This window comes from Limnobacter alexandrii (genome assembly GCF_005871185.1).
Taxonomy (GTDB): domain Bacteria; phylum Pseudomonadota; class Gammaproteobacteria; order Burkholderiales; family Burkholderiaceae_B; genus Limnobacter; species Limnobacter alexandrii.
The window spans coordinates 115,415-137,259 of record NZ_SWKN01000007.1; the positions used below are offsets into that span (position 1 = coordinate 115,415).

Consider the following 21,845-nt stretch of genomic DNA (forward strand, 5'->3'; position numbering starts at 1 on the left):
CTTTATTGTTGTCGCCTTGCCATGGTTTCCCAAGCCTTTTGTAAGCGCTTGACGGAAACTGGCATCGGCGTACGAAGTTCTTGGGCAAACAGCGACACCCGAAGTTCTTGAAGCTGCCAGGCAAACTGGTTCAGGCTTTCATCTTCCTGGCCCTTCAATTGTGAACTGGCACGGACCCAGTGTAATTGAAGATCCATGACATCTTTCATCAACTGCTTGTCCCGGTCGACTGAATTGCGCACCCGCTCAAGACGAATCTGCGCCGCTTTCAAGTAACGCGGGTAATGGGTCAGTTGCTCCCAGGGCTTTTTCAGCAAGAATCCTTTGGGAAGTAGCCAGTTCAACTGGTTTTGAATGTCAGCAACGCACTCTGGAAATGACTTCGAGAAAGCTTGAAGTTTTTTATTCAGTACATTGTATTCATTGAGAATAATTAGAAGAATTTTTCCAATTTCCTGAGCAATTAAATTCATTCGGCTGCGTGCTTCTTGGGCCTTGCCGTTGAACTCATCTTGCGTGGTGGGCAAGCCAGCGGCCAGTGCACTGCGCATCAAGGTCAGTTTGATCCACTGCTGTTGAAGCTCCTCGGATGACCCCAGGGGCATGTACAACATGGCCACTTTTTGAAAATCGAGCAGGTTCTTGGTCAGGTACTTCAAGGGCTCTTTCAGCGCGATATTGAACAGGCGTAGTACGCCGTCCAGGTGCACCTTGCGGGCAATGTCTTCTTCATCGAACACTTCCACAATGCAATGGTCGCCCATGTCTTTCAAGGCTGGGTAGCCGAAAAAAGTCTGTCCGCCACGCTTGATTTCCAGCATGTCCGGCAAATTGCCGAAGCTCCAGTCAACAATGGGCTGATCACTGAAGGCAGTTGCGCCGGATGATGCGGATACACTGGCTGAATTCGAGGATGGTTTTTTTGGCGAGGCAGGCTGACCGATACCACCCAACTGCCCACCCACCTGGGCGCGAACCTGCTCCACCACGTCCGAGCTTTTAAAACTTTCCTGTGCTTTGCGCCCCCATTCTGCCTTCAAGGCCGACAAACTGCGCTGCATGTCCAGCTGGCGACCATGTTCGTCGAGCAATTTGAAATTCATGAAATGATGGGGCGGCAGGGTTTCAATTCGGAAATCGCTCAGCAAAGGACGGGCTGGTGTTTCACTGGCCACGAAATCACGAAGGCGTTCAAGAAGTGGTTTGTCATACAGGCTGGAATCGAAGTGTGCCTCAGCAAACTTCTCGGCAAATTGGGGCACAGGCACACAATGCCGGCGCAACTTTTGCGGCAAGCTTTTCAGCAACAACAAGGCTTTTTCTTTCAACATGCCGGGCACAAGCCATTCCGTGCGGCCTGCGTTCACCTGGTTCAGCAACATCAAGGGAATGGTTAGCGTAACGCCGTCGCGCGGGCTTCCGGGTTCAAAGTGATAACTCAAATCAAAGGCCAAACCGCCCATTTCCAGCTTCTTGGGATAAAACTCGGTCGTGATGTCCCCTGCCTTTTTGCTCAGCAAGTCTTGCTTGTTCAGGTACAAGGCAGCCAAGTCTTCCTTGCTGGCTTGTTTGGCCCAGTTTTCAAGGGTTTGCTGGTTGTACACACCCGCCGGCAGTTTGTCGTCGTAGAACTGGGCAATCAGCGCTTCGTCCACCAAAATATCCTGGCGGCGTGCCTTGTGCTCCAGCTTCTCAAGGTCTTCGATCAACTTGCGGTTGTGCACATAAAAAGGCACATTGGTTTTTACCTGCCCGGGTACCAAACCTTCATGAATCATCAACCTGCGTGCATCGGCTTGATTAAACCTCGCCAAACTTACGCGGCGCTGGGAATAGATTGGCAAACCGTAAATGGTGCCTGTTTCCAAGGCAACCGCCTGGCCTGAACCCTTTTCCCAATGGGGATTGTTGTGGTTGCGCTTGACCAAGTGTGCGCCAACCTTCTCTATCCAGTCAGGCTGAATTTTCGCGACGCTACGGGCATACAAACGGGTGGTTTCCACCAGCTCTGCGGCCATGATCCACTTGCCGCCTTTCTTGAACAGATTCGATCCTGGGTGGACTGAAAATTTGATGCTGCGTGCACCCAGGTAAATCGGGTCCGTTTCATGTTTCAGCCCGATATTGCCCAACAAACCCGCCATCAGTGCCATGTGAATTTGATCGTATTCCGCGGCCTTGGTGTTCAAAACCCACTTTTGATCTTTCACCATGGCAGTCAGCTGCTGGTGAACTTCGCTCCATTCCCGCAGGCGGTTCGCTGACAAAAATTTGCGCTGAAGCGTGTTCTTCATTTCACGGTTCGTCAGTTCTTTTTCTTTTAAATCAATATAAAACTTCCATAACTTCAGAAACGACATGAAATCTGATTCGGTGTCATCAAACTGCTGTTGGGCATTGTCAGCAGCCTCTTGTGCGTCAATTGGACGATCGCGTGGGTCTTGAATCGACAGTGCAGATGCCAGCACCAAGAGCTCGCGCAGGCAGCCCCGTTGGCTGGCTTCAAACAGCATTCGAGCAATTCGGGGGTCGAGCGGCAACTTCGCCAGCGCACGGCCGATTTTCGTCAAATGCCCGGCATCGTCAAGCGCATTCAACTCGCTGAGCAATTGGTAGCCATCAGCGATTGCCCGTCCCATGGGGCGCTGCAAAAATGGAAAGTCTTCCACCTCAGTCAAATGCAGGCTTTTCATCCGCAAAATAACCGAGGCCAAAGATGAGCGAAGAATCTCAGGATCGGTGTAATCAGCACGGCCTGCAAAGTCTGCTTCAGCATACAAACGAATGCACACACCGTTGGCAACCCTGCCGCAACGCCCTGCCCGCTGGTTGGCCGAAGCCTTGGAAATTCGCTCCACCTGCAACATTTCTACTTTGTTGCGGTAGCTGTAGCGCTTCACACGGGCCACACCGGAATCAATTACATAGCGAATACCTGGTACGGTAAGCGAGGTTTCCGCCACGTTGGTGGACAGCACAATGCGCCGGCGCCCACTGGGCTTGAAAATACGCTCCTGCTCTTGCGCGGTCAGCCTTGCAAACAGGGGCAATACTTCCAGCGTTTGCCGCATGTTTTTACTCAGGAAATTCGCCATGTCGCGAATTTCACGCTCGCCGGGCAAAAACATGAGAATGTCGCCCGACCCCTCGCGACACAACTCTTCAACAGCATCAAGCGTTGCCGCTTGAAATGCATCTTCATCCACTTCATCTGCCGGATTAACTGGCGCATTCTTGCGGCGACTGGTGTCGAAATCGTTGGGGTCTTTGTAACGGACTTCAACCGGATACAAACGGCCTGACACTTCAATGACGGGTGCCGGTTGACCCGCCGAGTTTTCGAAGTGTTTGGAGAAACGTTCAGCGTCGATGGTGGCCGACGTCACAATCAACTTCAAATCGGGTCGCTTGGTGAGCACCTCTTTCAAATAGCCCAACAAGAAATCAATGTTCAGGCTGCGCTCGTGCGCCTCGTCAATGATGATGGTGTCGTACTTCTTGAACAGCGGGTCTGTCTGGCTTTCGGCCAACAAAATACCGTCAGTCACCAGCTTTACGGCTGTACTGGCATTCGACTGGTCTTGAAAGCGAATTTTAAAGCCCACCCACTGGCCAAGCTCGGAATTCAGTTCTTGCGCAATGCGTTTGGCGGTTGCTGTGGCAGCCAAGCGTCGTGGTTGGGTGTGCACAATGCTTTGCCCGTTTAACCCACGCCCCAACTCCAGGCACATTTTTGGCAACTGTGTGGTTTTACCAGAACCGGTTTCACCACACACGATGACCACCTGATGCGCTGCAATCAGCTGTTTGATTTCAGCGCGACGCTGGGAAACCGGCAGTTCTTCGGGGTATCGAATTTCTGGCAAGGACTGAAGGGTTTGTTCTTTTGACAACACAAATGACCAATATTGGGTTCAAATTCCGATCAAATCGGGGAAATACAGTGCGAAGGCTGGACTACACACAATCGGAAATTATAATCAATCGAACGAGCGGCCGCGGCTGCCCACAGTGTATTCCCTTTTTTCAGGACAGCCCCCAAGCCCATGAGTAACGCCCCCAGCCACGATGACCTTTCCATGAACAGCCAAACTTTTGTTCAGTGGTTGCGAACCGTTGCACCCTACATTCACGCGTTCAGGGGCAAAACTTTTGTAGTCGCTGTTGATGGCGAGCTGGCTTACCAAGGCTATTTGAATTCGCTGGCTCAGGATTTGTCGCTGCTCCACGCCATGGGCATGCGCATTGTGCTGGTGTGTGGTTCTCGCCCGCAGGTTGAAGAACAACTGGCATTGCGCAATATTCAACCTGCCTTTCACAAGGGATGGCGAATCACCGACAAAAGTGCGCTTGAATGCGCCAAAGAAGCGGCTGGTGAACTTCGGCTGGACATTGAAGCCGCGTTCTCGCAGGGCTTGCCCAACACACCCATGGCACATTCCTCCATGCGGGTTATTTCAGGCAACTTCATCACGGCACGCCCCATGGGCATTCTGGATGGCGTTGATTTGCAACACACCGGCCTGGTTCGAAAAATAGACGTCACTGCCATCCAGATGAGTTTGAACAGCAGTGCGATTGTGCTGCTGTCTACGATTGGTTTTTCGCCCACGGGCGAAGCATTCAACCTGAGCATGGAAGACGTGGCAACGAGCACCGCACGTGCAATCAAGGCCGACAAATTGATTTTTGTCAGCCAGATCGAGGGTATTTTCGACAAAAGCGGCAAATTGCTTGAGGAACTTGAGCTGGACCGAGCCCGTGAGATCATGCTCCAGAATGATCTGCCTGAGCTGACCAAAGACTATCTTGAATGCTGCATTCTGGCAGTGCAAGGCGGTGTGGGACGTGCGCACATCGTGCCACTAAACCTGGATGGTGGCGTGATGCTGGAACTGTTCTCGCACGACGGTGTGGGCACCATGGTGTCTGAAGAAAACCTGGAAAGTTTGCGCCAGGCCACATTGGATGATTCCGGCGGTATCAAAACGCTAATTGAACCACTGGAAATGGCAGGTGTGCTGGTGCGCCGCGGTCGTGACCGCATCGAACGCGATATTGATCACTTCATCGTGCTGGAACACGATGGTATTTTGTGGGGCTGCGCTGCCATGTACCCCTACCACACTGAGGGAGTTGCTGAACTGGCTTGCCTGGTGGTGCATCCTTCCTGGCAGGGTACTGGCGACGGCGAACGTTTGCTGAAAAAAATTGAACACGACGCGCGCAAACAGGGCTTGAAACAATTGTTTGTACTGACCACGCAAACATCGCATTTCTTTTTGAAACGCGGCTTTGTAGTGGGCGACATCGACAAACTTCCAATCGAGCGGAAACGCTTGTACGACTGGAACAGAAAGTCGCAAATCATGATTAAAACGTTGTGATTGGGCGAGCAAGGCGCAAGTGATGAGTACCTTCAAACACAAGCCATCCACACACGGCCCAAGCACTGAAATTGTTCACTCCAAGCCTGTGAGCGCAAAAGGCTTTTCGGCCCTGCCTGTGCCCGTTTACCGTGGATCCAGCACGTTTTTTGAAAACACGGCGGCACAACGCGCAACCGTGAACCCGATTGGCCTGGACTACAGCTATGGTTTGCACGGCAACCCAACCCAATACACCTTGGCCAAGAAGCTGGCTGAAATTGAGGGTGCCACGCACACGCTGGTGTGCCCGTCAGGCCTGACCGCCATTGCACTTGTGGCGCAGGCCTGCCTGAAAAGCGGCGACCACTGGCTCATTCCCGAGAACGTGTATGGCCCCGTGCAAGCGCTTGCGCGTAGCCTGCATGCCGACTACGGTGTGGAGTTCTCGGAATACGACCCTTGCGATGTTGATACGGTGGCAAGTGCCCTTCAATCAAACACCAAACTGGTTTGGACTGAAGCCCCTGGCTCTTTGACTTTCGAAGTGCCGGATTTGCAAGCCATTGTGAGCCTTGCAAAAGCCCACGGTGCGCGCACCGGCATAGACAACACCTGGGCTGCCGGAATCGCCTACAAACCTTTTGAGCACGGTTTTGACTTCAGCGTGCAGGCCTTGACGAAATACCAATGCGGGCACGCCGATGTGTTGATGGGCGCAGTGTTGAGCAACAACACCAAAGCCTTTGCAGATTTGGAACGGCGCAACCGAATACTGGGCCTTGGCGTATCGCCCGCCGATTGCGATTTGATTTTACGCGGACTGCTTACCCTACCCTTGCGTTACCAGCGGCAAGCCGAAAGTGGTTTGGTGGTGGCCAAGGCTTTGAAGCAACACCCCGCGGTTGCGCGGGTGCTTCATCCTGAATTTCCGGAATGCCCTGGTCATGCTTTTTACAAACGCGACTTCAATGGGTTTGCCAGTGTTTTCTCGGTGATCTTGAACGCCGAGTACACCGATGAACAGGCCTGCGCAATAATCGACAGGCTTGAACTGTTCAAGATTGCGTATTCATGGGGCGGCCCAGAGAGCCTCGGTTTGGTGGTGAACATACCGGACAGCCGAAAGCGGCACTTGGCTGATGCCAATGGCCAGTGTGGGCCAATTTTACGGCTTGCAATCGGACTTGAGGATTCTGCTGATTTGATTGCCGATTTGATGCAGGCGCTGGATGCTGCGACTGAATCACAGCATCCCTGAAACCTCAGTCAATTTACTCTTTGACGCAATCCACAAAATAACTGACGTTGCCTTGCTCATCTTCAATTCCCACCAGGCCGTGAATGTCTGTCTCAAAACCTGGGAACTGCTTGTTGAAATCTCGAGCAAAGCGCAGGTAATCAACAATCGTGGCGTTGAACTTTTCACCAGGAATCAACAAAGGAATACCGGGTGGATAAGGCGTTAACAGGGCCGATGTAATGCGGCCTTCCAGTTCGTCAATGGCCACACGTTCAATTTCTCGATGTGCAACCTTGGCGTATGCATCTGCTGGCACCATGGCCGGTTGCATGTCGCTGAGGTACATTTCGGTGGTCAATCGGGCCACGTCTTTGAGGCGATACATATTGTGAATTGTGTTGCACAGGTCGCGCAGCCCCACACGCTCGTAGCGCGGGTGTGCCTGGCAAAACTCAGGGATTACACGCCACAAAGGCTGGTTTTTGTCGTAATCGTCCTTGAACTGCTGAAGCGCAGTCACCAAAGTGTTCCAGCGACCTTTGGTAATACCAATGGTGAACATGATAAAGAAGGAATACAAACCTGTTTTTTCAACAATAACACCGTGTTCAGCCAGGTATTTGGTCACAATTGATGCAGGAATACCCGCATCCGAGAACTGACCGTTGACATCCAGACCCGGGTTCACAATCGTGGCTTTGATCGGGTCAAGCATGTTGAAACCGTTGGCCATTTTACCAAAGCCGTGCCAGGTGTCGGTGGTATGGATCAGCCAATCGTCACGTGGGCTCATGCCCTCTTCGCTCAGCACATCGGGGCCCCACACCTTGAACCACCAGTCATCGCCAAATTCTTCAGCCACCTTGCGCATGGCACGGCGGAAATCGAGCGCCTCCATGATGCTTTCTTCGACCAAAGCAGTACCGCCAGGAGGTTCCATCATGGCTGCTGCCACGTCACAACTTGCAATAATTGCGTACTGCGGGCTGGTGGAGGTGTGCATCAAATAGGCTTCGTTGAAAATGTGGCGATCCAGTTTCCGGTTTTCACTTTCCTGCACCAGAATTTGTGAAGCCTGCGACAAACCTGCCAGCATTTTGTGAGTCGATTGCGTGGCGAACACCAAGGAATCTTTGGTGCGCGGGCGGTCCCGACCAATCGCATGCATGTCTTTGTACATGGGGTGGAAACTGGCGTGCGGCAGCCAGGCTTCGTCAAAGTGCAAGGTGTCAATTTCAGAACCCAACACCTCCTTGATCATTTCAACGTTGTACAAAACACCGTCGTAGGTACTTTGCGTGATCGTCAAAATGCGGGGCTTCTTGTTCTTGGCTTTGCTTGCAAACGGGTGGTTCTCAATTTTCTTGGCAATGCTTTCCGGCTTGAATTCATCCAGCGGAATCGGGCCAATAATGCCCAGGTGGTTGCGCGTGGGTGTCAAAAACACGGGAATGGCGCCGGTCATGGTGATTGAGTGCAGAATCGATTTGTGGCAGTTGCGATCGACCACCACGATGTCGCCGGGTGCTACGTTGGCATGCCAAACCATTTTGTTGGAGGTCGATGTGCCGTTGGTCACGAAAAAACAATGGTCTGCATTGAAAATGCGGGCGGCATTGCGTTCGGAAGCTGCAACGGGGCCTGTGTGGTCCAGCAACTGGCCCAATTCATCCACAGCGTTACACACGTCGGCACGCAGCATGTTCTCACCGAAGAACTGGTGAAACATTTGCCCAACCGGACTTTTCAGAAACGCCACGCCACCCGAGTGCCCGGGGCAATGCCAGGAATAGGAGCCGTCTTGCGCGTAATGCACCAAGGCACGAAAAAATGGCGGCGCCAATGAATCGAGGTAGCTTTTTGCTTCGCGAATAATGTGCCGGGCCACGAATTCGGGTGTGTCCTCGAACATGTGAATAAAACCATGCAATTCTTTCAAAATTGCATTCGGAATATGCCGTGAAGTGCGGGTTTCGCCGTACAGATAAATTGGAATATCCGCGTTCTTGAAGCGAATTTCCTGCACAAAATTGTTCAGATTCTGCAGTGCGTCTTCAATTTCCTTCTTGCTGCCCAATCCGAACTCTTCATCGTCAATTGACAAAATGAAGGCGCTGGCGCGGCTTTGCTGCTGTGCAAACTGGGAAAGATCGTGGTAACTCGTGACTCCCAATACCTCTACGCCCTCTTTCTCGATGGCGTCGGCCAAGGCACGGATGCCGAGACCAGATGCGTTCTCGGAGCGGAAATCTTCGTCAATAATGACAATGGGAAAACGAAATTTCATTGATCTTCCTGTGATCGGGGTTCAACACAAAACAAGGGTGCATTATCCACTACGCAGCCCCCTGTTCCAAGCCCTATTGTCGCGCATTTATCCCTCTATGTAGTGACTTCACAGAAATGTCATCTGGCACAGGTTCAATAGGCAACTTTCTCGCCAACTTGCCCCACATGCTGATCAGTTCGTCACAAGCCTGGCCCTCCTCGGTTACAGAGCCACAAACACCATTTCGACCGGCTCGCAGCTTGACCAAACGCCTGGACCAGTACATCAACAATTTCGACATGGGCTTTGAACGCGTTGCCAAGATACGTGCCAAAGTGTTGAGTGGCAACGGCCACATGCATTCGTTTGACAAGACGCTTGCATATCCCGAGCAGTACAAAAGCCGAACCGTTCGCGCATTGATACACCTGTCCAAGCACATGGAGGAACTGGCTGAAAGCCTCGCAGATATCTCGGGACTGGCCGAGCGTTTGACACGAAACCTGATCTCATCCGGAGAGAAATCAGACATGGCACTGGTTATTGCCTCTGGCGTTGGGCGAGTGATCTCGGGTCAGCTTAATTTCAGCGGCATGGCTATTCACAAAGTAGCTGGGGCCGGCCTGTATGCCGTATCGTCAATTTTGAGTATTGCCGCACTTGGTTTGATTAAAGCGGGCTGGGGGGCACGCAGAACGGAGCCTGAAACAGAGCATGCCCGCAGAAAGTCAAATTTTGAGTCCAGTACCTACCTGATTGTTGCAAGAAGATTGATTGACATCAAAGAATCCCTGCTTGGCAAAGTACTCCACAACACGGATGAAAGTGGTAGCAGGCGGCCCAGTATATTTCATCGATGGGCAATACATTTGTCGAGACAAAAGCATTCAGTACCTCAACACATGTGTTGCAGACGCAAAGCCAACTGCAACTACATTTGGCAAAACCTGCATCAGTACGGCCGTGTTACACGCTCACTGATGCATGTGGCCTATGGAATATTTCAGGGCATCAACAAATTGCTGGTGTCTTACGACAAACATCTTGGAGCCGCCATCGGGAATTACCTACTCAAGAAGAAAACCGGTGCAATTCTGGGCTGCCGCCTCGGAATGACGGTGTCGGTGGGAAGTGCCGCAGCCTTGTCCATACCTCTATCGCCATTCTTGATTGGTGTTTCCACTGTGGGCGCAATGGCCTGTGGGGTCGCTTTGCTGGCCTTGGTATTGGCCAGGTTGAATGTTCAGCTTGGCCATGATTGGAAAGGCAACATTCAACGCCCCGGGTCGAATCAGGTTTTTGGCAATGTAACGCCAACTTGACCTTGATACTTGCCACCGCGGTCGCGGTAAGAGGTTTCACACACCTCGTCGCTTTCAAAGAACAGCACCTGTGCACAGCCTTCGCCCGCGTAAATTTTGGCAGGCAATGGCGTGGTGTTTGAAAACTCAAGAGTCACATACCCTTCCCATTCAGGCTCAAACGGTGTGACGTTCACAATGATGCCGCAACGCGCATAGGTGCTTTTTCCCAAGCAAATAGTGAGCACATTGCGAGGAATTCGGAAATATTCCACAGTGCGCGCCAGGGCAAAAGAGTTCGGCGGAATAATGCACACATCGCCTTTAAAATCGACGAAGCTTTTTTCATCGAAATTTTTTGGATCCACGATGGTGCTGTTGATGTTCGTGAAAATCTTGAACTCATCTGCGCAGCGAATATCGTAGCCATAGCTGGATGTGCCATAAGACACGATTCTCTTGTCGCCTGCATAACGAACCTGGCCTGGCTCAAAGGGTTCGATCATCCCTGTGCTCTCAGCCATCCTGCGAATCCACTTGTCCGATTTAATGCTCATGTTCACTTTGCTTTAATGAAGTTCAATAGCCGAAATGTTACATGAGACAAGACATTACTGATTCATCCCATCGAGAATCTCGGTTAATTCCTGCATCACCGAATTGGCCAGAGCATCAAAAAATGCCTGGATCAAATTGGCCATTTGCGCACCCGTGACCCCTTGCAGGGGCAACTGCATCAAAAACTCCAGATTTTCAGTCTCCATATTGATGCCCACCTGATATTGGAAGTCGAGCACGTGAATCATGGTGTGAGCTTCTGCCAGAAAATGGAGACATATTTCTGCCGAACTTGGCTCGTTCATGTTGTAAAGCGGGAATGCCATGACCACCCACCTTGCGTTTTGGGACTCGCCGGCGCGAAAGGACAGCTCAAACTGTTCTTTTTTTGCCATGATGACACCAAGTCCGTCATACCAGCGCATGCCAGCCAGGCCAATGGCCTCATGCAACAAGCTTGCCTCCTGGGCAGTGAAACCAGATTCGAGGCACGCAGAAACGGGGGGGGTTGCTCTGGCCCCCTGAGACCGAGAGCCCAAAGGAGAACCTGACGCGAAATTTTTATTCATGAAACAAGACAACTCAGTCAATTGGATACTGATTGAGTACGACCAAAAGGTAGAAGGTTCCGACCGTGCTTGCGTCAGACCAGAAGATGATGCCGTGAAACCTCTTGAGAAATGGCAGTGACCATGCCCCCGGAATCAGCAAGGTGGCCTGTGGTGGGCAATTCAATCAACCTTGATCGCAGAACAATTTCTGAGAGCAACCTTGAGCCACCCGGCGGACACACTCTGTCATTCATTCCCTGAATGATGGACAAAGGCCAGTTGGCCTGGGCAACCTTTGACAGCATTGAATCGAGATCGGCTGGCGACAGAAAGCAGTCGTGTTTCAGGAAATGGGCCTGCAGGCGATATTTGCGCACCAATGCAAACTCTTGAACATCGTTCAGAAAAGGTCTTTGGCTGTCAAAATTCGCAGCCTTGCCGGTTAACAAAGCGGTTTCCAGTTTGTTCCAGGCCACGGAAAGTTCGACAAGATGCTCGGGTGTGGCCACCTCAAAGCATTCGCACACGAAATCGGTGCGTGCGCCGGGCCCGAAATGTTCCGCAAAATAATCAGGGGCAATTCGCTCCAGCGATTCAAAGAAGGCATCCACGCGCGGGCGCATGGGTAAAAACGGAGCACGCAACACCACGCTGACAACCTGATCGGGGCGATAAGCGGCGAGAGCCAATGCCAAAGTACCTCCCCAAGAACCACCCAGAATATGAAACTTCGGGATGTTCAGTCGATCTGCAACCTCAAGTGCGTCGTCTATGAATCGCTGCAAGTCGATCACGCTGAGGTCCAGGTCTTCACTCAAGCCACTGTTGCGTTGATCAAAACCGAACCAGGGTAGACCAGCAAACCGAATCGGTGCCACATGAGAAGCCCCCAAGCTGCCGCCGGGACCACCATGAATTACCAACCAGGGAAGTTGACGGGTGCTGTGGGAAAATGACTGGGCTCTACCCTGCTCGGCCCAAACGGCAAGATTGCCATCGGCGTCCAGAACAAGATTGGGGGCCGACCAAACGCCGGCCAGTCCCGCCTTGGGTGCGGGGCTGGCGATTCTTTGAAAGTTCAACTCGTCTTTAGGCACATTAGCCCCCAAGGCGCCCTGGAAACAACAGTTTAAGTGTTCTGCACCACAATCGATGGAAACTTCAAGGACATGTCTTTGGATTGCTCTGCAATGCGAATAGCCACTTTGCGTGCAATTTCCTTGTAAGTTTTCGCCAAATCGCCATCAGGGTCAGCCACCACTGTGGGCTTGCCTGAATCAGCCTGCATGCGAATTCGCATGTCAAGCGGCAAACCGCCCAGATAATGGATGTTGTAATCCTTGGCCATTTTCTGACCGCCACCGTCGCCAAAAATATGCTCTTGGTGGCCGCAGTTTGTACACACATGAATGGCCATGTTTTCAACCAAACCGAGAATAGGCACACCCACTTTCTCAAACATTTTCAAGCCCTTGCGTGCGTCCAGCAAAGCGATGTCTTGTGGCGTGGTCACAATTACCGCACCCGTCACGGGTACCTTCTGCGACAGGGTCAACTGAATATCGCCTGTGCCGGGTGGCATGTCCACAATCAGGTAATCCAGGTCTTTCCAGTTGGTTTGCTTGAGTAACTGCTCCAGCGCACTGGTTACCATGGGGCCACGCCACACCATGGGTGTGTCCTCATCGATCAGGAAGCCGATCGACATCGCCTGCACGCCGTGGCCTTCCATGGGGTCGATAATTTGACCATCGTCCGATTGCGGACGGCCAGTGATGCCCAACATGGTGGGCTGTGAAGGGCCGTAGATATCCGCATCCAGCATACCCACACGCGCACCCTCAGCGACCAGCGCCAAAGCCAGGTTTACCGCGGTGGTGCTTTTGCCCACACCGCCCTTGCCTGAAGCCACTGCGATAATGTTCTTTACATTCGGCATCGGCTTCAAACCGCGCTGAACGGCGTGGGTTTGAATCTTGATGGAGGCATTTACGCTGACGTTTTCCACGCCGGGCACCTGAGCGCGCACAGCGGCAATCGCCGCTTTGCGCAAACCATCTAGCTGGCTTTTGCCGGGATAGCTTAATTCCAATTCAAAACTGACATCGCCGCCGTCTACTTGAATATTCTTGATCAGTTTGGCGCTGATGAAGTCTTTGTTCAAATTGGGGTCAATGACACTACGCAATGCATCGCGTACGGTGTCGGTACTCACTGACATACACACTCTCCTTGAATCTTGTCTGGTATGGTCTTTCTCTGTATAGGCGTGAGTCTAGCCTGTTTTTCACACAGCAGGCTTACACCGAATGGAAAGCCCGGCGTTCTAATGATTGTCGTTTACCCTAAAGCTATTAAATTCCATCTCGCAATCGTCAACTTCTATGAGTTGAGCGCCACACCAACTTTTTTTGCGCACAACTTGATAGCATTGCGGCACAAAAATTCAAATGTTGTTGGAGATCTGGAAATGAAAACCTATGTATGTATCGTGTGTGGCTTGATTTATGACGAGGCTGCCGGCATGCCCAGCGAGGGCATTCCTGCGGGTACATTGTGGGCCGACGTGCCTGCAGACTGGCTTTGCCCGGACTGTGGCGTGGCCAAAAGCGACTTCGAAATGGTTGAAGTGTGAGCACGACTGGGCACTACCACTTGGCGTAATGGTCCTCGCACCAACCCGTCAAACCATTCAATGAGTAAGTGGCACCGGTCTCAGTTAAAAAGACAGTGCCCCGAAACTCACCAAAACACTGGTTAAACCGACTGGCCAACACCAACAGGTTTCGGTGATCGTCGATGCTGCCTTTGGGTGTGAATTGCAAGTCGACTGCGCCGCATTGTGAATACACACGCCAAGGCGCGTGTACATTGTCCCGGTCGTATTCAAAAAGCACGAGTGGCAGGTTGTGCAGTTTCCCATCGACCCACAACACATTTTCGTGTGCGCTTGTTTCATTCACGCCACGGGCCACGTTCAGTGAAAGCAAGGGTTGCCCGGGTGCAGTCCGACCACTGGCACATGCCCAGTTCCAGAATGTTTCGCGTCGCAAAAAACCAGCAGTCCAATCGTGGTAGCAGCCATCCTTCTCGGGATTGATCGAATAGTCGACGCCATTCAAATGAACATGACCACTCACCGCCCCACCGCTACTTTTCTGGGCATAGGCAAAGCCTGTATTGGCAATTGGCGTATTCAGAGCGAGGGTTTCCGATTCGCGACAATCAATTGACACTTGACCATGAAATGAATCGCCAAACCTGAAATTCAGTGTACGGGCGGTTTCAGTTCGCACAGCAAAAACTTCGTGGTTTTTCTTGAGCGGGTGAGTCCAGCCGCTTTGCCCTATTGGCTTGTAATCACTTTGAAATCCAACATCCAAAGGCAGATCAAACTGAATTCGATGCAAACCCGTGGCGGTGTGCAGGTACGCGAATGTCGAATTCAGCAACCCCAATCGAACCATGCCGCAGCCGAATGTAAACCCCTGGCCCAGTGCGCCATAAAAATCGAAGTGCTTAAACAGAAAACGCCGCTGCCAAGCCATGCGCTTTGCACCCATGGCATTGCGAGCATCGTATTGTTGCCAGTTAATACAACCGGGCAAAGCGGACATTCGGCCCCAGGTGGGTACACCTTTGGCATTGATGAGATTCATAAACAAAAACGGGCAAGTTAGACTTGCCCGATTTTGTCACGTTTTGCCTCCCGCTAGAAAGGCGAATTCACTTCACTGCAAAGCGTTTGATCAAACTGGTAAACCACCGCCAATCGCATCCGTAATGATCGCTGGATCCAACATGCTGGTAATAGGTGCCAAAGGTGAGTCGGCTGCCATGCCCAGCAAGGGATCAAGCGCAGCATCCAAAGGTGTACCAGTGGTGCCGCCCGTTGAATCACCGCCGCCTGCGCCGCCTGCCAAATCAGTCAATGGGCCGAGCACTGCATCCAAAGGCGTACCTGTGGGGCCGTCTGTTTCACCGCCACCTGCGCCACCCGCAGCGTCCGCCAATGGGCCGAGTACTGCATCCAAAGGTGTGCCTGTGGGGCCGTCTGTTTCACCGCCACCACCGGCTGCATCTGCCAAGGGGCCGAGCACTGCATCCAGAGGTGTGCCCGTGGGGCCGTCTGTTTCACCGCCACCACCGGCCGCGCCACCCAACATGCCTAGTGCATCAGCCAAGGGATCAGTAACCGCAACTAAAGGGGTGTCAGCCAAGGCATCAAGCACAGGGTCAAGTACTGCATCCAAAGGAGTCCCTGTCGTGCCGCCGGTATCGCCGCCGCCGTCGTCGCCACCGCCGTCACCGCCATCATCACTGTCATCCACTGAACCACCACCCGTGGAATTGGTCGGGCCTGAACCCTCGTCGTCACTTGAAGACGCCAACAATCCCAAGCCCACGGCACCAGCGCCCACAGCTGCGGCCGTGCCGCCCAAGGAGCCACCCGCCAACAAACCGCCGCCGAACAAGCCAAACATGCCGCCTTCAGCGCCCGCTTGCTCAACACCTTGCAATTCAACCATTTCCGCGAAATCAGGGTCAAGGTTTGCAATCGTTACGCCGTCATCCGACAAGGCTTCGAAAACAAATGCAGTTTGACCATTTTTCAGCGTGGTGTCTGCAATTACGCTACCGGTGGGAGCAACCAGCAAATTGCCGATTGGTTCGCCGTAACTGTTGGACAAAATAATGGATGCACGTCCGGAATCGCTGGCCGTGATTACATCGCCAGCCATGATTGAATCGCCAGCAGCCAATGATCGGGTCTCGCCGTCACGCATAATGCTGACCGGGCCTTCCAACTCATTGACCGAACCAATTACCTGTGTGGACATGTCGCCTCCAAAATCTTTAAGTGTTTGTGTTGTCGAATTTGTAAGTAATACTCTGACAACCTCAATGCGGATTCAAAACCGCTTTTATTTAAACCAGAATCAGTAAAACTGCGGCCAGAACTGCACCCCACACGGCACCGATCAAAGGCATCATCCATTCATACCGGGAAAATACCGGACGCAGTGCTTTTTCAAATTCCATGGCGGGCAAACCCGACAAACGCTCGACAATCACTTCCTCAATTCTGAGTGCGTCGTTCAAATACACGCGTGCAGCCATCAAATGCGCTTCAAGTTTGCTTGCAAAAATTTTGGCAGCATCGCGCTTGATGGCAACCCATTGCTCGGCGCCTAAAATAGTGACCAGCAAAGGTTTAATTCCACTGGACTCCAAGTCCATGACCCGCTGCACATGGTAATCAATCAACGATGACAAATTTTTTGCATTGGGTCCACGACAAAGCGCCAGCACAATATTCTCAGTGGTCAACACCTCGCGTGCAGCGGTTTGGGCAAACAATTCAGAGATGTGTTTTTGATCCCGGAAAAAGAAACCCGTGAAATTACCCAGACGAATCGTGCCGTGATCGGGATGGAAAAACAGACTTTCCAGTGCCAACTCGTTGGCCAGCGCACCAAGCACCACACCCACCACGATCAACCAGTACCATTGGATGCCAAACAAGGAAATTGCCGCCAGCAAAACACCCACCACAAGCCCTGCGACCAGGGAAAAACGAATAAGGTAGGCCATGGGGTCTTTGCCAGCGCTTTTGAACAGATCAACGACCAGAAATGGCTTGCTTGTGACTACATCCAGCACCAGCGTCTTCAGGCTTAGGTAGTAGGCAGGCTTTTTTTGCAAATCCAGAATGATTTGCTTGGCCACTTCGGGAACAATGCCGCGAATTCTGAAAATAATCGAGTTCTGTAGAAAACTCGGCAAGCTCTCCCACAAGGTTGGTTTGTGCTTCAGCATGACTTCACGACAAGCCAGATCTGCTGTTTCTTGCATGGGCGGGGTCAAGCGATCCGACAAACCTTGCGCTGGGATGCGCTTGATCATTTCATCCAGAGGAAGTAGTTTGTGAGTCATCAAGCGCACGGCAATTTCTGCCATGACAGATTTTTGATGCGGAACCAAACCCTGCCAGCCCAGGCCTTCAAGGCCCAACTGGTGTAAACCGAGTTTTCTGAACAGAGGAATACGCCAACCCTTGAATTCTTTCGGATTGAACATGAGCCAAAGGGCTGCGGCCTGAAAAAACCAGGCCAAAAAGAGTCCGGTAGCCGCCATAACTAGAAAAACAGCCCAGGCAGGAAGCCCCAAATGCAGGAAGGAAAAATCCAAAACGGTCATCCTGAAGTAATTATTAAAATAATTGATCTAATTTCCACCCCCTGAAGGGCAGTCATTGATCGTTATACTGGCGAACGAGACAAGACAGATTAGAAAAAGCCGTCCAAAAAATAGATCGACGACTATATATCTTTATACTTTACCAACAAAAAATAAGATTCTAAGGGGACGCCTTTCATGGATTGGGCAACTATTTACGTTGATGTTCAACAGAACTACCTCTTTTACCTCTCAATCCCTGTAGTTGCCGCCATCCTTGGTTATGTCACCAAGATTGCTGCGGTCAAAATGATGTTCTACCCCATGAAGTTTGTGGGTATTCCACCCTTCTTCGGCTGGCAAGGCATTGTGCCGCGCAACGCGCTGCGCATGGCGTCTATTGCTGTTGACACCATTACAACCAAGTTGGTGTCAGTCAATGAAGTGGTTTCCAAGCTGGACTCTGAACGTTTGGGCAAGGAACTGGAAGGCCCGGCGATGGAGGTAATTGAGACTATCATTCGCGAAGTGATGTCCAAGCACCAACCGCGTCTTTGGGAAAGTTTGCCGAACTTCGCCCAGAAAAAACTGATTGATCGCGTCAAGAAAGATGTGCCTGGTGTTATTGCCAGCGTGATGGAAGACATCAAGGGCAACATCGATGAAATACTTGATTTGAAGGCCTTGGTCATTCGAATTCTGATGAAAGACAAACACCTGCTGAACCGTATCTTCCAAGAGGTAGGCCGGGAGGAGTTCAAGTTTTTTGGTGTGTCAGGCCTGTACTTTGGTTTCATGATCGGTGTGGTGCAGATGATTCTGTGGATTCTTCTAAAAGAACCATGGATTCTGCCCGTGTTCGGTTTTCTGGTGGGTTTCATTTCTGACTGGATCGCTCTGAACATTCTGTTCGAGCCTAAGAAACCAATTCCGTTTGGCTCTTACACCATTCAGGGTTTGTTCTTGAAGCGCCAACAAAAGGTAGCCGCTGACTACGCCAAAATTATTGCACGCGATATTTTGACGCCCCAAACCATTATTGGTGAAATGGTGGCGGGCCCCCTTTCCGAGCGCGTTCAGAAAATGGTGGATGAACGCGTACGCGAGATGGTGGACAGCAAGGCCAGCATTGTGAAACCGTTCGTCGTGATGGCTGTAGGTGCGGAATCATTCCAGCGCATGAAGCAAGACACCTCTGAAATGTTGATGGCGCGTTTGGCCGATGTGATCATGCACGCCGAAACCTATGTTCAAACATCGCTTGATATCGAGAACGTGGTTGGCAAAAAAATGCAGGCCATGACACCGCTGGAATTCGAAGGATTGTTGCGCCCAGTGTTCAAACAAGAGGAATGGATCTTGATCATGACCGGTGCCATTCTGGGTGGCCTGGTGGGTGAAGGGCAATTGATGACGATGATCAAACTGGGCATTATTTAAACACTGCAGTATCAAAAACAAAAAACCCGGCAATGCCGGGTTTTTTTATGGGTGCCAAGGCTTGTGTTAAACCTGCACCCTTGCTTTGGCCAAACCGGGATTTTCCCGACCTGTTTCTGCAAACTCCACGAACTCGGACACGCAGTTAGCAACCCATTCCGAATGGCTTTGCACCACCCAATGCTGTGCATCAATGTCTCTACGCCAAACATTGTGGGCATAGGGGTAACAAGACTCCACCAAGGCAGTCGTCACAAACTTGTCTTTGGTGGGAACCAGCAATTGCACGGGCACCTCGGTTTGGCGCAAACGCGGATTGCTGATACGGGGCAACATGTTGGCACGGTACAGGTTGATGCCGTTCACGCCATCCTTGCGCTGTGTGGGGTTGGCATCGTGTTCCACACCTTCCATTTTTTTCACAATACCCGGCCAAGCCTTGTCCAAACCCATTTTCCAGGCGGTCGGCGCCAAAAATGGCAATTGGAAGGCATACACATACCAGGAATGCATCAACTGACCCATCACATTGCCCAAGGCTTTGCGGTTGTTGGCTGCAAAGCTGTTGCGCATCCACATGCCAATGTGATCAAGGCACGGGCCTGAAATACTGGTGTAACTGGCAATGCGCGATTTCAGGCGATGATCGGTGACACTTTCCCAAGTTTGGATGGAGCCCCAATCGTGCGCAACCAGGTGCACAGGCTGAGTGGGGCAAACCGCACGCATCACCGCCTGCAAATCCTCGGACAATTTGTTGAGGGAGTAATCCCACATCCAGCCTGGCTCGGTCGACTTGCCACAGCCACGCACATCATAAGTAACCACATGAAAATGATGCTTCAAAATTTCAACCACAGGATCCCACACGGTGCTGGAGTCGGGATAACCATGCACCAGAATGATGGTGGGGTTGTGGGGTTCGCCATGGCTGCTTACGGCCAGTTCCACGTCGCCTGAATGTACAAGCATTTGGCTCATCTGCCGCTGCTTTTCGTTTGTCTCTGTCATGGGTGTTGTGCCCTTATTGGATGTTGTTGTGGTGTACCTTCGACTCCACTTTATAACCCCCATTGAAGCCGTATTCTTTCAAACGGGTTAGAGTGGCAACTCCAAATAAGCAAATAACTAAAAAATAGAATGACTTACAGCGTTTTTTGATGCAGTGCGTTATTATTGGGCCGTTCCAAAAATTTACGAGAATTAAAGCCGCGACCATGTCAAACCTGATTCAAGAACAAGTCACCGAAGTCCATCACTGGAACGACACGCTCTTTAGCTTCAAAACCACGCGAAGCCCAGGGCTGCGTTTTCACAACGGCCATTTCGTGATGATTGGTCTCGAAGTGGAAGGCAAGCCCTTGCTGCGTGCGTACAGCATTGCCAGTGCAAACTATGAAGAGCATCTCGAATTTTTCAGCATCAAAGTGCCCGATGGCAAGCTGACCTCTCGTTTGCAGCACTTGAAAGTGGGTGATTCGGTACTGGTGGGCAAGAAGCCCACAGGCACGCTGATTCTTGATGACCTGAAGCCCGGCAAAAACCTGTTCATGTTTGGCACTGGCACAGGCTTGGCCCCTTTCATGAGCCTCATTAAAGACCCCGATGTGTACGAGCGCTTTGAAAAAGTGATTTTGGTACACGGCGTACGCTACGTGAACGAATTGGCCTACAGCGAATTCATCACCGATGAATTGCCGAACAATGAGTTTTTCGGTGACATGGTGCGCGAGAAACTGATTTACTACCCCACGGTAACCCGTGAAGAGTTCAAAAACGTGGGGCGTATTACAACACTGATGGAAAATGGTGAACTGTGTAAGGATGTTGGCTTGCCACCCCTGAACCCTGAAACCGACCGTGCCATGATCTGCGGAAGCCCCAGCATGCTGGCCGACATCCGCGGCATTCTGGATGCCAAGGGTTTTGTGGTTTCTCCTGGCGTGGGCGAACCTGGCGACTACGTGTTCGAGCGCGCATTCGTCGAAAAGTAATTCCCCGGCTATTCGCAAAAAAAACCGGCATCAGAATTATCTCCAGATGCCGGTTTTTTTATGCTTGAAACAAACTGATTGATTTATTTGACAGTCGTTTTTTCTGCTTCCAGTTCTTCCAGCAAAGCCTTGGCGTGGCGCATGCTGTCCATGGCTGCCGGGAACCCACAGTAGACACTGGCATGAATAATCAACTCGCGCAGCTCATTGGGAGTTACACCATTGTTGATTGCCCCACGCATGTGCAGCTTCAGCTCATTGGGCCGGTTCAAAGCAATCAGCATGGAGACTGTTGCAATGCTACGAATTTTGGGTTCAAGCCCTTCACGGGGCCACACGGTGCCCCAAGCATGAGCGGTCACAATGTCCTGAAGTGGTGCTGCAAAATCATCGGGATTTGATACAGCCTTGGCCACATAGTCTGCACCCAGTACTTTGGTGCGCATTGCTTTGCCTGTGTCGTAATTGGCCGGCTTGTTACTTGCCATACTTCTCCCCCAGTTTTTCAATGAAACGGTCAACCAGTCCATCAAACATGGTTTTAATAAAACCAGGTGTGGCGGCTTTCAACAGCATGGGTACCTTGATCTCCCGCAACTGTCCATTGATTTCAATTTCAATGTCCACTTGTTTGCCATTAGGCTTGAACTGGAATGCGCCAGACAGGCTTGCATTGCCAATGCCCTCTTTGGCCTTGAAGCTTAAGCGACCATTGGCTTTGTCCACCTCATAGGTAGCCGCATAATGAACTGCATGTGAAACACCCATGGCACCGATGGGCTTAAGTTTCCACTCAAAGGTGTTCGGATCCAGTTTATTCAGGCTTTCCAGTTTTGGGAAAATTGAAATCAGCGGTTCAATCGCTTCCAGATCAGCCAAAACAGCATCGTAATTCAAGGCCACCGTGGCAGTTTTATCCAGTGAAAGCTTGCTGTCCATGTCA

Annotated in this window: 18 protein-coding genes; 6 read left to right on the forward strand and 12 right to left on the reverse strand. The window is 51.5% G+C overall.

Features of this window, described 5'->3' with window-relative positions:
* Positions 1 to 2: 2 nt before the first annotated feature.
* On the reverse strand, positions 3 to 3,896 hold the full coding sequence (gene hrpA / locus FCS97_RS07925) for an ATP-dependent RNA helicase HrpA (protein ID WP_138517916.1): 3,894 nt from the start codon (positions 3,894 to 3,896) through the stop codon (positions 3 to 5).
* A 150-nt stretch (positions 3,897 to 4,046) separates the two neighbouring features.
* Here hrpA and argA point away from each other — a divergent pair, with 150 nt between their 5' ends.
* On the forward strand, positions 4,047 to 5,387 hold the full coding sequence (gene argA / locus FCS97_RS07930) for an amino-acid N-acetyltransferase (protein ID WP_138517917.1): 1,341 nt from the start codon (positions 4,047 to 4,049) through the stop codon (positions 5,385 to 5,387).
* A 22-nt stretch (positions 5,388 to 5,409) separates the two neighbouring features.
* Positions 5,410 to 6,627, forward strand: coding sequence for a PLP-dependent transferase (locus tag FCS97_RS07935; protein WP_138517918.1), 1,218 nt, complete (start codon positions 5,410 to 5,412; stop codon positions 6,625 to 6,627).
* Positions 6,628 to 6,640: 13 nt separating this feature from the next.
* Here FCS97_RS07935 and FCS97_RS07940 read toward each other — a convergent pair whose 3' ends face one another.
* Positions 6,641 to 8,896, reverse strand: coding sequence for an arginine/lysine/ornithine decarboxylase (locus FCS97_RS07940; protein ID WP_138517919.1), 2,256 nt, complete (start codon positions 8,894 to 8,896; stop codon positions 6,641 to 6,643).
* Between the two features lie 116 nt (positions 8,897 to 9,012).
* Here FCS97_RS07940 and FCS97_RS07945 point away from each other — a divergent pair, with 116 nt between their 5' ends.
* Positions 9,013 to 10,200, forward strand: a complete 1,188-nt coding sequence (locus FCS97_RS07945) for a hypothetical protein (protein ID WP_138517920.1) — start codon at positions 9,013 to 9,015, stop codon at positions 10,198 to 10,200.
* On the opposite strand, the gene dcd is transcribed toward FCS97_RS07945, so the two are convergent.
* The 4 genes from dcd to apbC form a co-directional block, all read right to left on the reverse strand.
* Positions 10,170 to 10,736, reverse strand: a complete 567-nt coding sequence (gene dcd / locus FCS97_RS07950; protein WP_105029183.1) for a dCTP deaminase — start codon at positions 10,734 to 10,736, stop codon at positions 10,170 to 10,172. The two genes, FCS97_RS07945 and dcd, sit on opposite strands and share 31 nt — an antisense overlap.
* A gap of 54 nt (positions 10,737 to 10,790) precedes the next feature.
* A complete protein-coding gene (locus FCS97_RS07955) occupies positions 10,791 to 11,192 on the reverse strand; it encodes a hypothetical protein (protein ID WP_138517921.1) in 402 nt (133 codons plus the stop codon).
* Positions 11,193 to 11,380: 188 nt separating this feature from the next.
* Positions 11,381 to 12,385: an alpha/beta fold hydrolase gene (locus FCS97_RS07960; protein ID WP_171035228.1), complete on the reverse strand. Its 1,005-nt coding sequence runs from the start codon at positions 12,383 to 12,385 to the stop codon at positions 11,381 to 11,383.
* 32 nt (positions 12,386 to 12,417) lie between these two features.
* Positions 12,418 to 13,509, reverse strand: coding sequence for an iron-sulfur cluster carrier protein ApbC (gene apbC, locus FCS97_RS07965; RefSeq protein ID WP_138517923.1), 1,092 nt, complete (start codon positions 13,507 to 13,509; stop codon positions 12,418 to 12,420).
* A gap of 249 nt (positions 13,510 to 13,758) precedes the next feature.
* Between apbC and FCS97_RS07970 the strand changes: the two genes are divergently transcribed.
* Positions 13,759 to 13,923, forward strand: a complete 165-nt coding sequence (locus FCS97_RS07970; RefSeq protein ID WP_040513190.1) for a rubredoxin — start codon at positions 13,759 to 13,761, stop codon at positions 13,921 to 13,923.
* Between the two features lie 13 nt (positions 13,924 to 13,936).
* Here FCS97_RS07970 and FCS97_RS07975 read toward each other — a convergent pair whose 3' ends face one another.
* The 3 genes from FCS97_RS07975 to FCS97_RS07985 form a co-directional block, all read right to left on the reverse strand.
* On the reverse strand, positions 13,937 to 14,947 hold the full coding sequence (locus tag FCS97_RS07975; RefSeq protein ID WP_138517924.1) for a DUF2804 domain-containing protein: 1,011 nt from the start codon (positions 14,945 to 14,947) through the stop codon (positions 13,937 to 13,939).
* Positions 14,948 to 15,037: 90 nt separating this feature from the next.
* Positions 15,038 to 16,129, reverse strand: coding sequence for a hypothetical protein (locus FCS97_RS07980; protein ID WP_138517925.1), 1,092 nt, complete (start codon positions 16,127 to 16,129; stop codon positions 15,038 to 15,040).
* Positions 16,130 to 16,217: 88 nt separating this feature from the next.
* Positions 16,218 to 17,369, reverse strand: coding sequence for a DUF445 domain-containing protein (locus tag FCS97_RS07985; protein ID WP_138517926.1), 1,152 nt, complete (start codon positions 17,367 to 17,369; stop codon positions 16,218 to 16,220).
* A 297-nt stretch (positions 17,370 to 17,666) separates the two neighbouring features.
* Between FCS97_RS07985 and FCS97_RS07990 the strand changes: the two genes are divergently transcribed.
* Positions 17,667 to 18,908 (forward strand): DUF445 domain-containing protein, encoded by a 1,242-nt coding sequence (locus tag FCS97_RS07990; RefSeq protein ID WP_138517927.1) that lies wholly within the window; start codon positions 17,667 to 17,669, stop codon positions 18,906 to 18,908.
* 66 nt (positions 18,909 to 18,974) lie between these two features.
* On the opposite strand, the gene FCS97_RS07995 is transcribed toward FCS97_RS07990, so the two are convergent.
* Positions 18,975 to 19,889, reverse strand: coding sequence for an alpha/beta fold hydrolase (locus FCS97_RS07995; protein WP_171035229.1), 915 nt, complete (start codon positions 19,887 to 19,889; stop codon positions 18,975 to 18,977).
* A 236-nt stretch (positions 19,890 to 20,125) separates the two neighbouring features.
* On the opposite strand from FCS97_RS07995, the gene FCS97_RS08000 reads away from it, so the two are divergent.
* Positions 20,126 to 20,902 carry a ferredoxin--NADP reductase gene (locus FCS97_RS08000; protein WP_138517929.1) on the forward strand — a complete coding sequence of 259 codons (777 nt, stop codon included), beginning with the start codon at positions 20,126 to 20,128 and terminating at the stop codon, positions 20,900 to 20,902.
* A gap of 83 nt (positions 20,903 to 20,985) precedes the next feature.
* Here FCS97_RS08000 and FCS97_RS08005 read toward each other — a convergent pair whose 3' ends face one another.
* Both FCS97_RS08005 and FCS97_RS08010 read right to left on the reverse strand, forming a co-directional pair.
* On the reverse strand, positions 20,986 to 21,390 hold the full coding sequence (locus tag FCS97_RS08005; RefSeq protein ID WP_138517930.1) for a carboxymuconolactone decarboxylase family protein: 405 nt from the start codon (positions 21,388 to 21,390) through the stop codon (positions 20,986 to 20,988).
* On the reverse strand, positions 21,380 to 21,841 hold the full coding sequence (locus FCS97_RS08010; protein ID WP_138517931.1) for an SRPBCC family protein: 462 nt from the start codon (positions 21,839 to 21,841) through the stop codon (positions 21,380 to 21,382). Before FCS97_RS08010 ends, FCS97_RS08005 begins: the two co-directional genes overlap by 11 nt.
* Positions 21,842 to 21,845: the final 4 nt, after the last annotated feature.

Bases quoted from the DNA above. Each gene is read 5' to 3' on its own strand.
- argA (WP_138517917.1), top strand. From the start codon at position 4,047: ATGAGTAACGCCCCCAGCCACGATGACCTTTCCATGAACAGCCAAACT.
- FCS97_RS07935 (WP_138517918.1), top strand. From the start codon at position 5,410: ATGAGTACCTTCAAACACAAGCCATCCACACACGGCCCAAGCACTGAA.
- FCS97_RS07940 (WP_138517919.1), bottom strand. From the start codon at position 8,896: ATGAAATTTCGTTTTCCCATTGTCATTATTGACGAAGATTTCCGCTCC.
- FCS97_RS07945 (WP_138517920.1), top strand. From the start codon at position 9,013: ATGTCATCTGGCACAGGTTCAATAGGCAACTTTCTCGCCAACTTGCCC.
- dcd (WP_105029183.1), bottom strand. From the start codon at position 10,736: ATGAGCATTAAATCGGACAAGTGGATTCGCAGGATGGCTGAGAGCACA.
- apbC (WP_138517923.1), bottom strand. From the start codon at position 13,509: ATGTCAGTGAGTACCGACACCGTACGCGATGCATTGCGTAGTGTCATT.
- FCS97_RS07970 (WP_040513190.1), top strand. From the start codon at position 13,759: ATGAAAACCTATGTATGTATCGTGTGTGGCTTGATTTATGACGAGGCT.
- FCS97_RS07975 (WP_138517924.1), bottom strand. From the start codon at position 14,947: ATGAATCTCATCAATGCCAAAGGTGTACCCACCTGGGGCCGAATGTCC.
- FCS97_RS07980 (WP_138517925.1), bottom strand. From the start codon at position 16,129: ATGTCCACACAGGTAATTGGTTCGGTCAATGAGTTGGAAGGCCCGGTC.
- FCS97_RS07985 (WP_138517926.1), bottom strand. From the start codon at position 17,369: ATGTTCAATCCGAAAGAATTCAAGGGTTGGCGTATTCCTCTGTTCAGA.
- FCS97_RS07990 (WP_138517927.1), top strand. From the start codon at position 17,667: ATGGATTGGGCAACTATTTACGTTGATGTTCAACAGAACTACCTCTTT.
- FCS97_RS07995 (WP_171035229.1), bottom strand. From the start codon at position 19,889: ATGAGCCAAATGCTTGTACATTCAGGCGACGTGGAACTGGCCGTAAGC.
- FCS97_RS08000 (WP_138517929.1), top strand. From the start codon at position 20,126: ATGTCAAACCTGATTCAAGAACAAGTCACCGAAGTCCATCACTGGAAC.
- FCS97_RS08005 (WP_138517930.1), bottom strand. From the start codon at position 21,390: ATGGCAAGTAACAAGCCGGCCAATTACGACACAGGCAAAGCAATGCGC.
- FCS97_RS08010 (WP_138517931.1), bottom strand. From the start codon at position 21,841: ATGGACAGCAAGCTTTCACTGGATAAAACTGCCACGGTGGCCTTGAAT.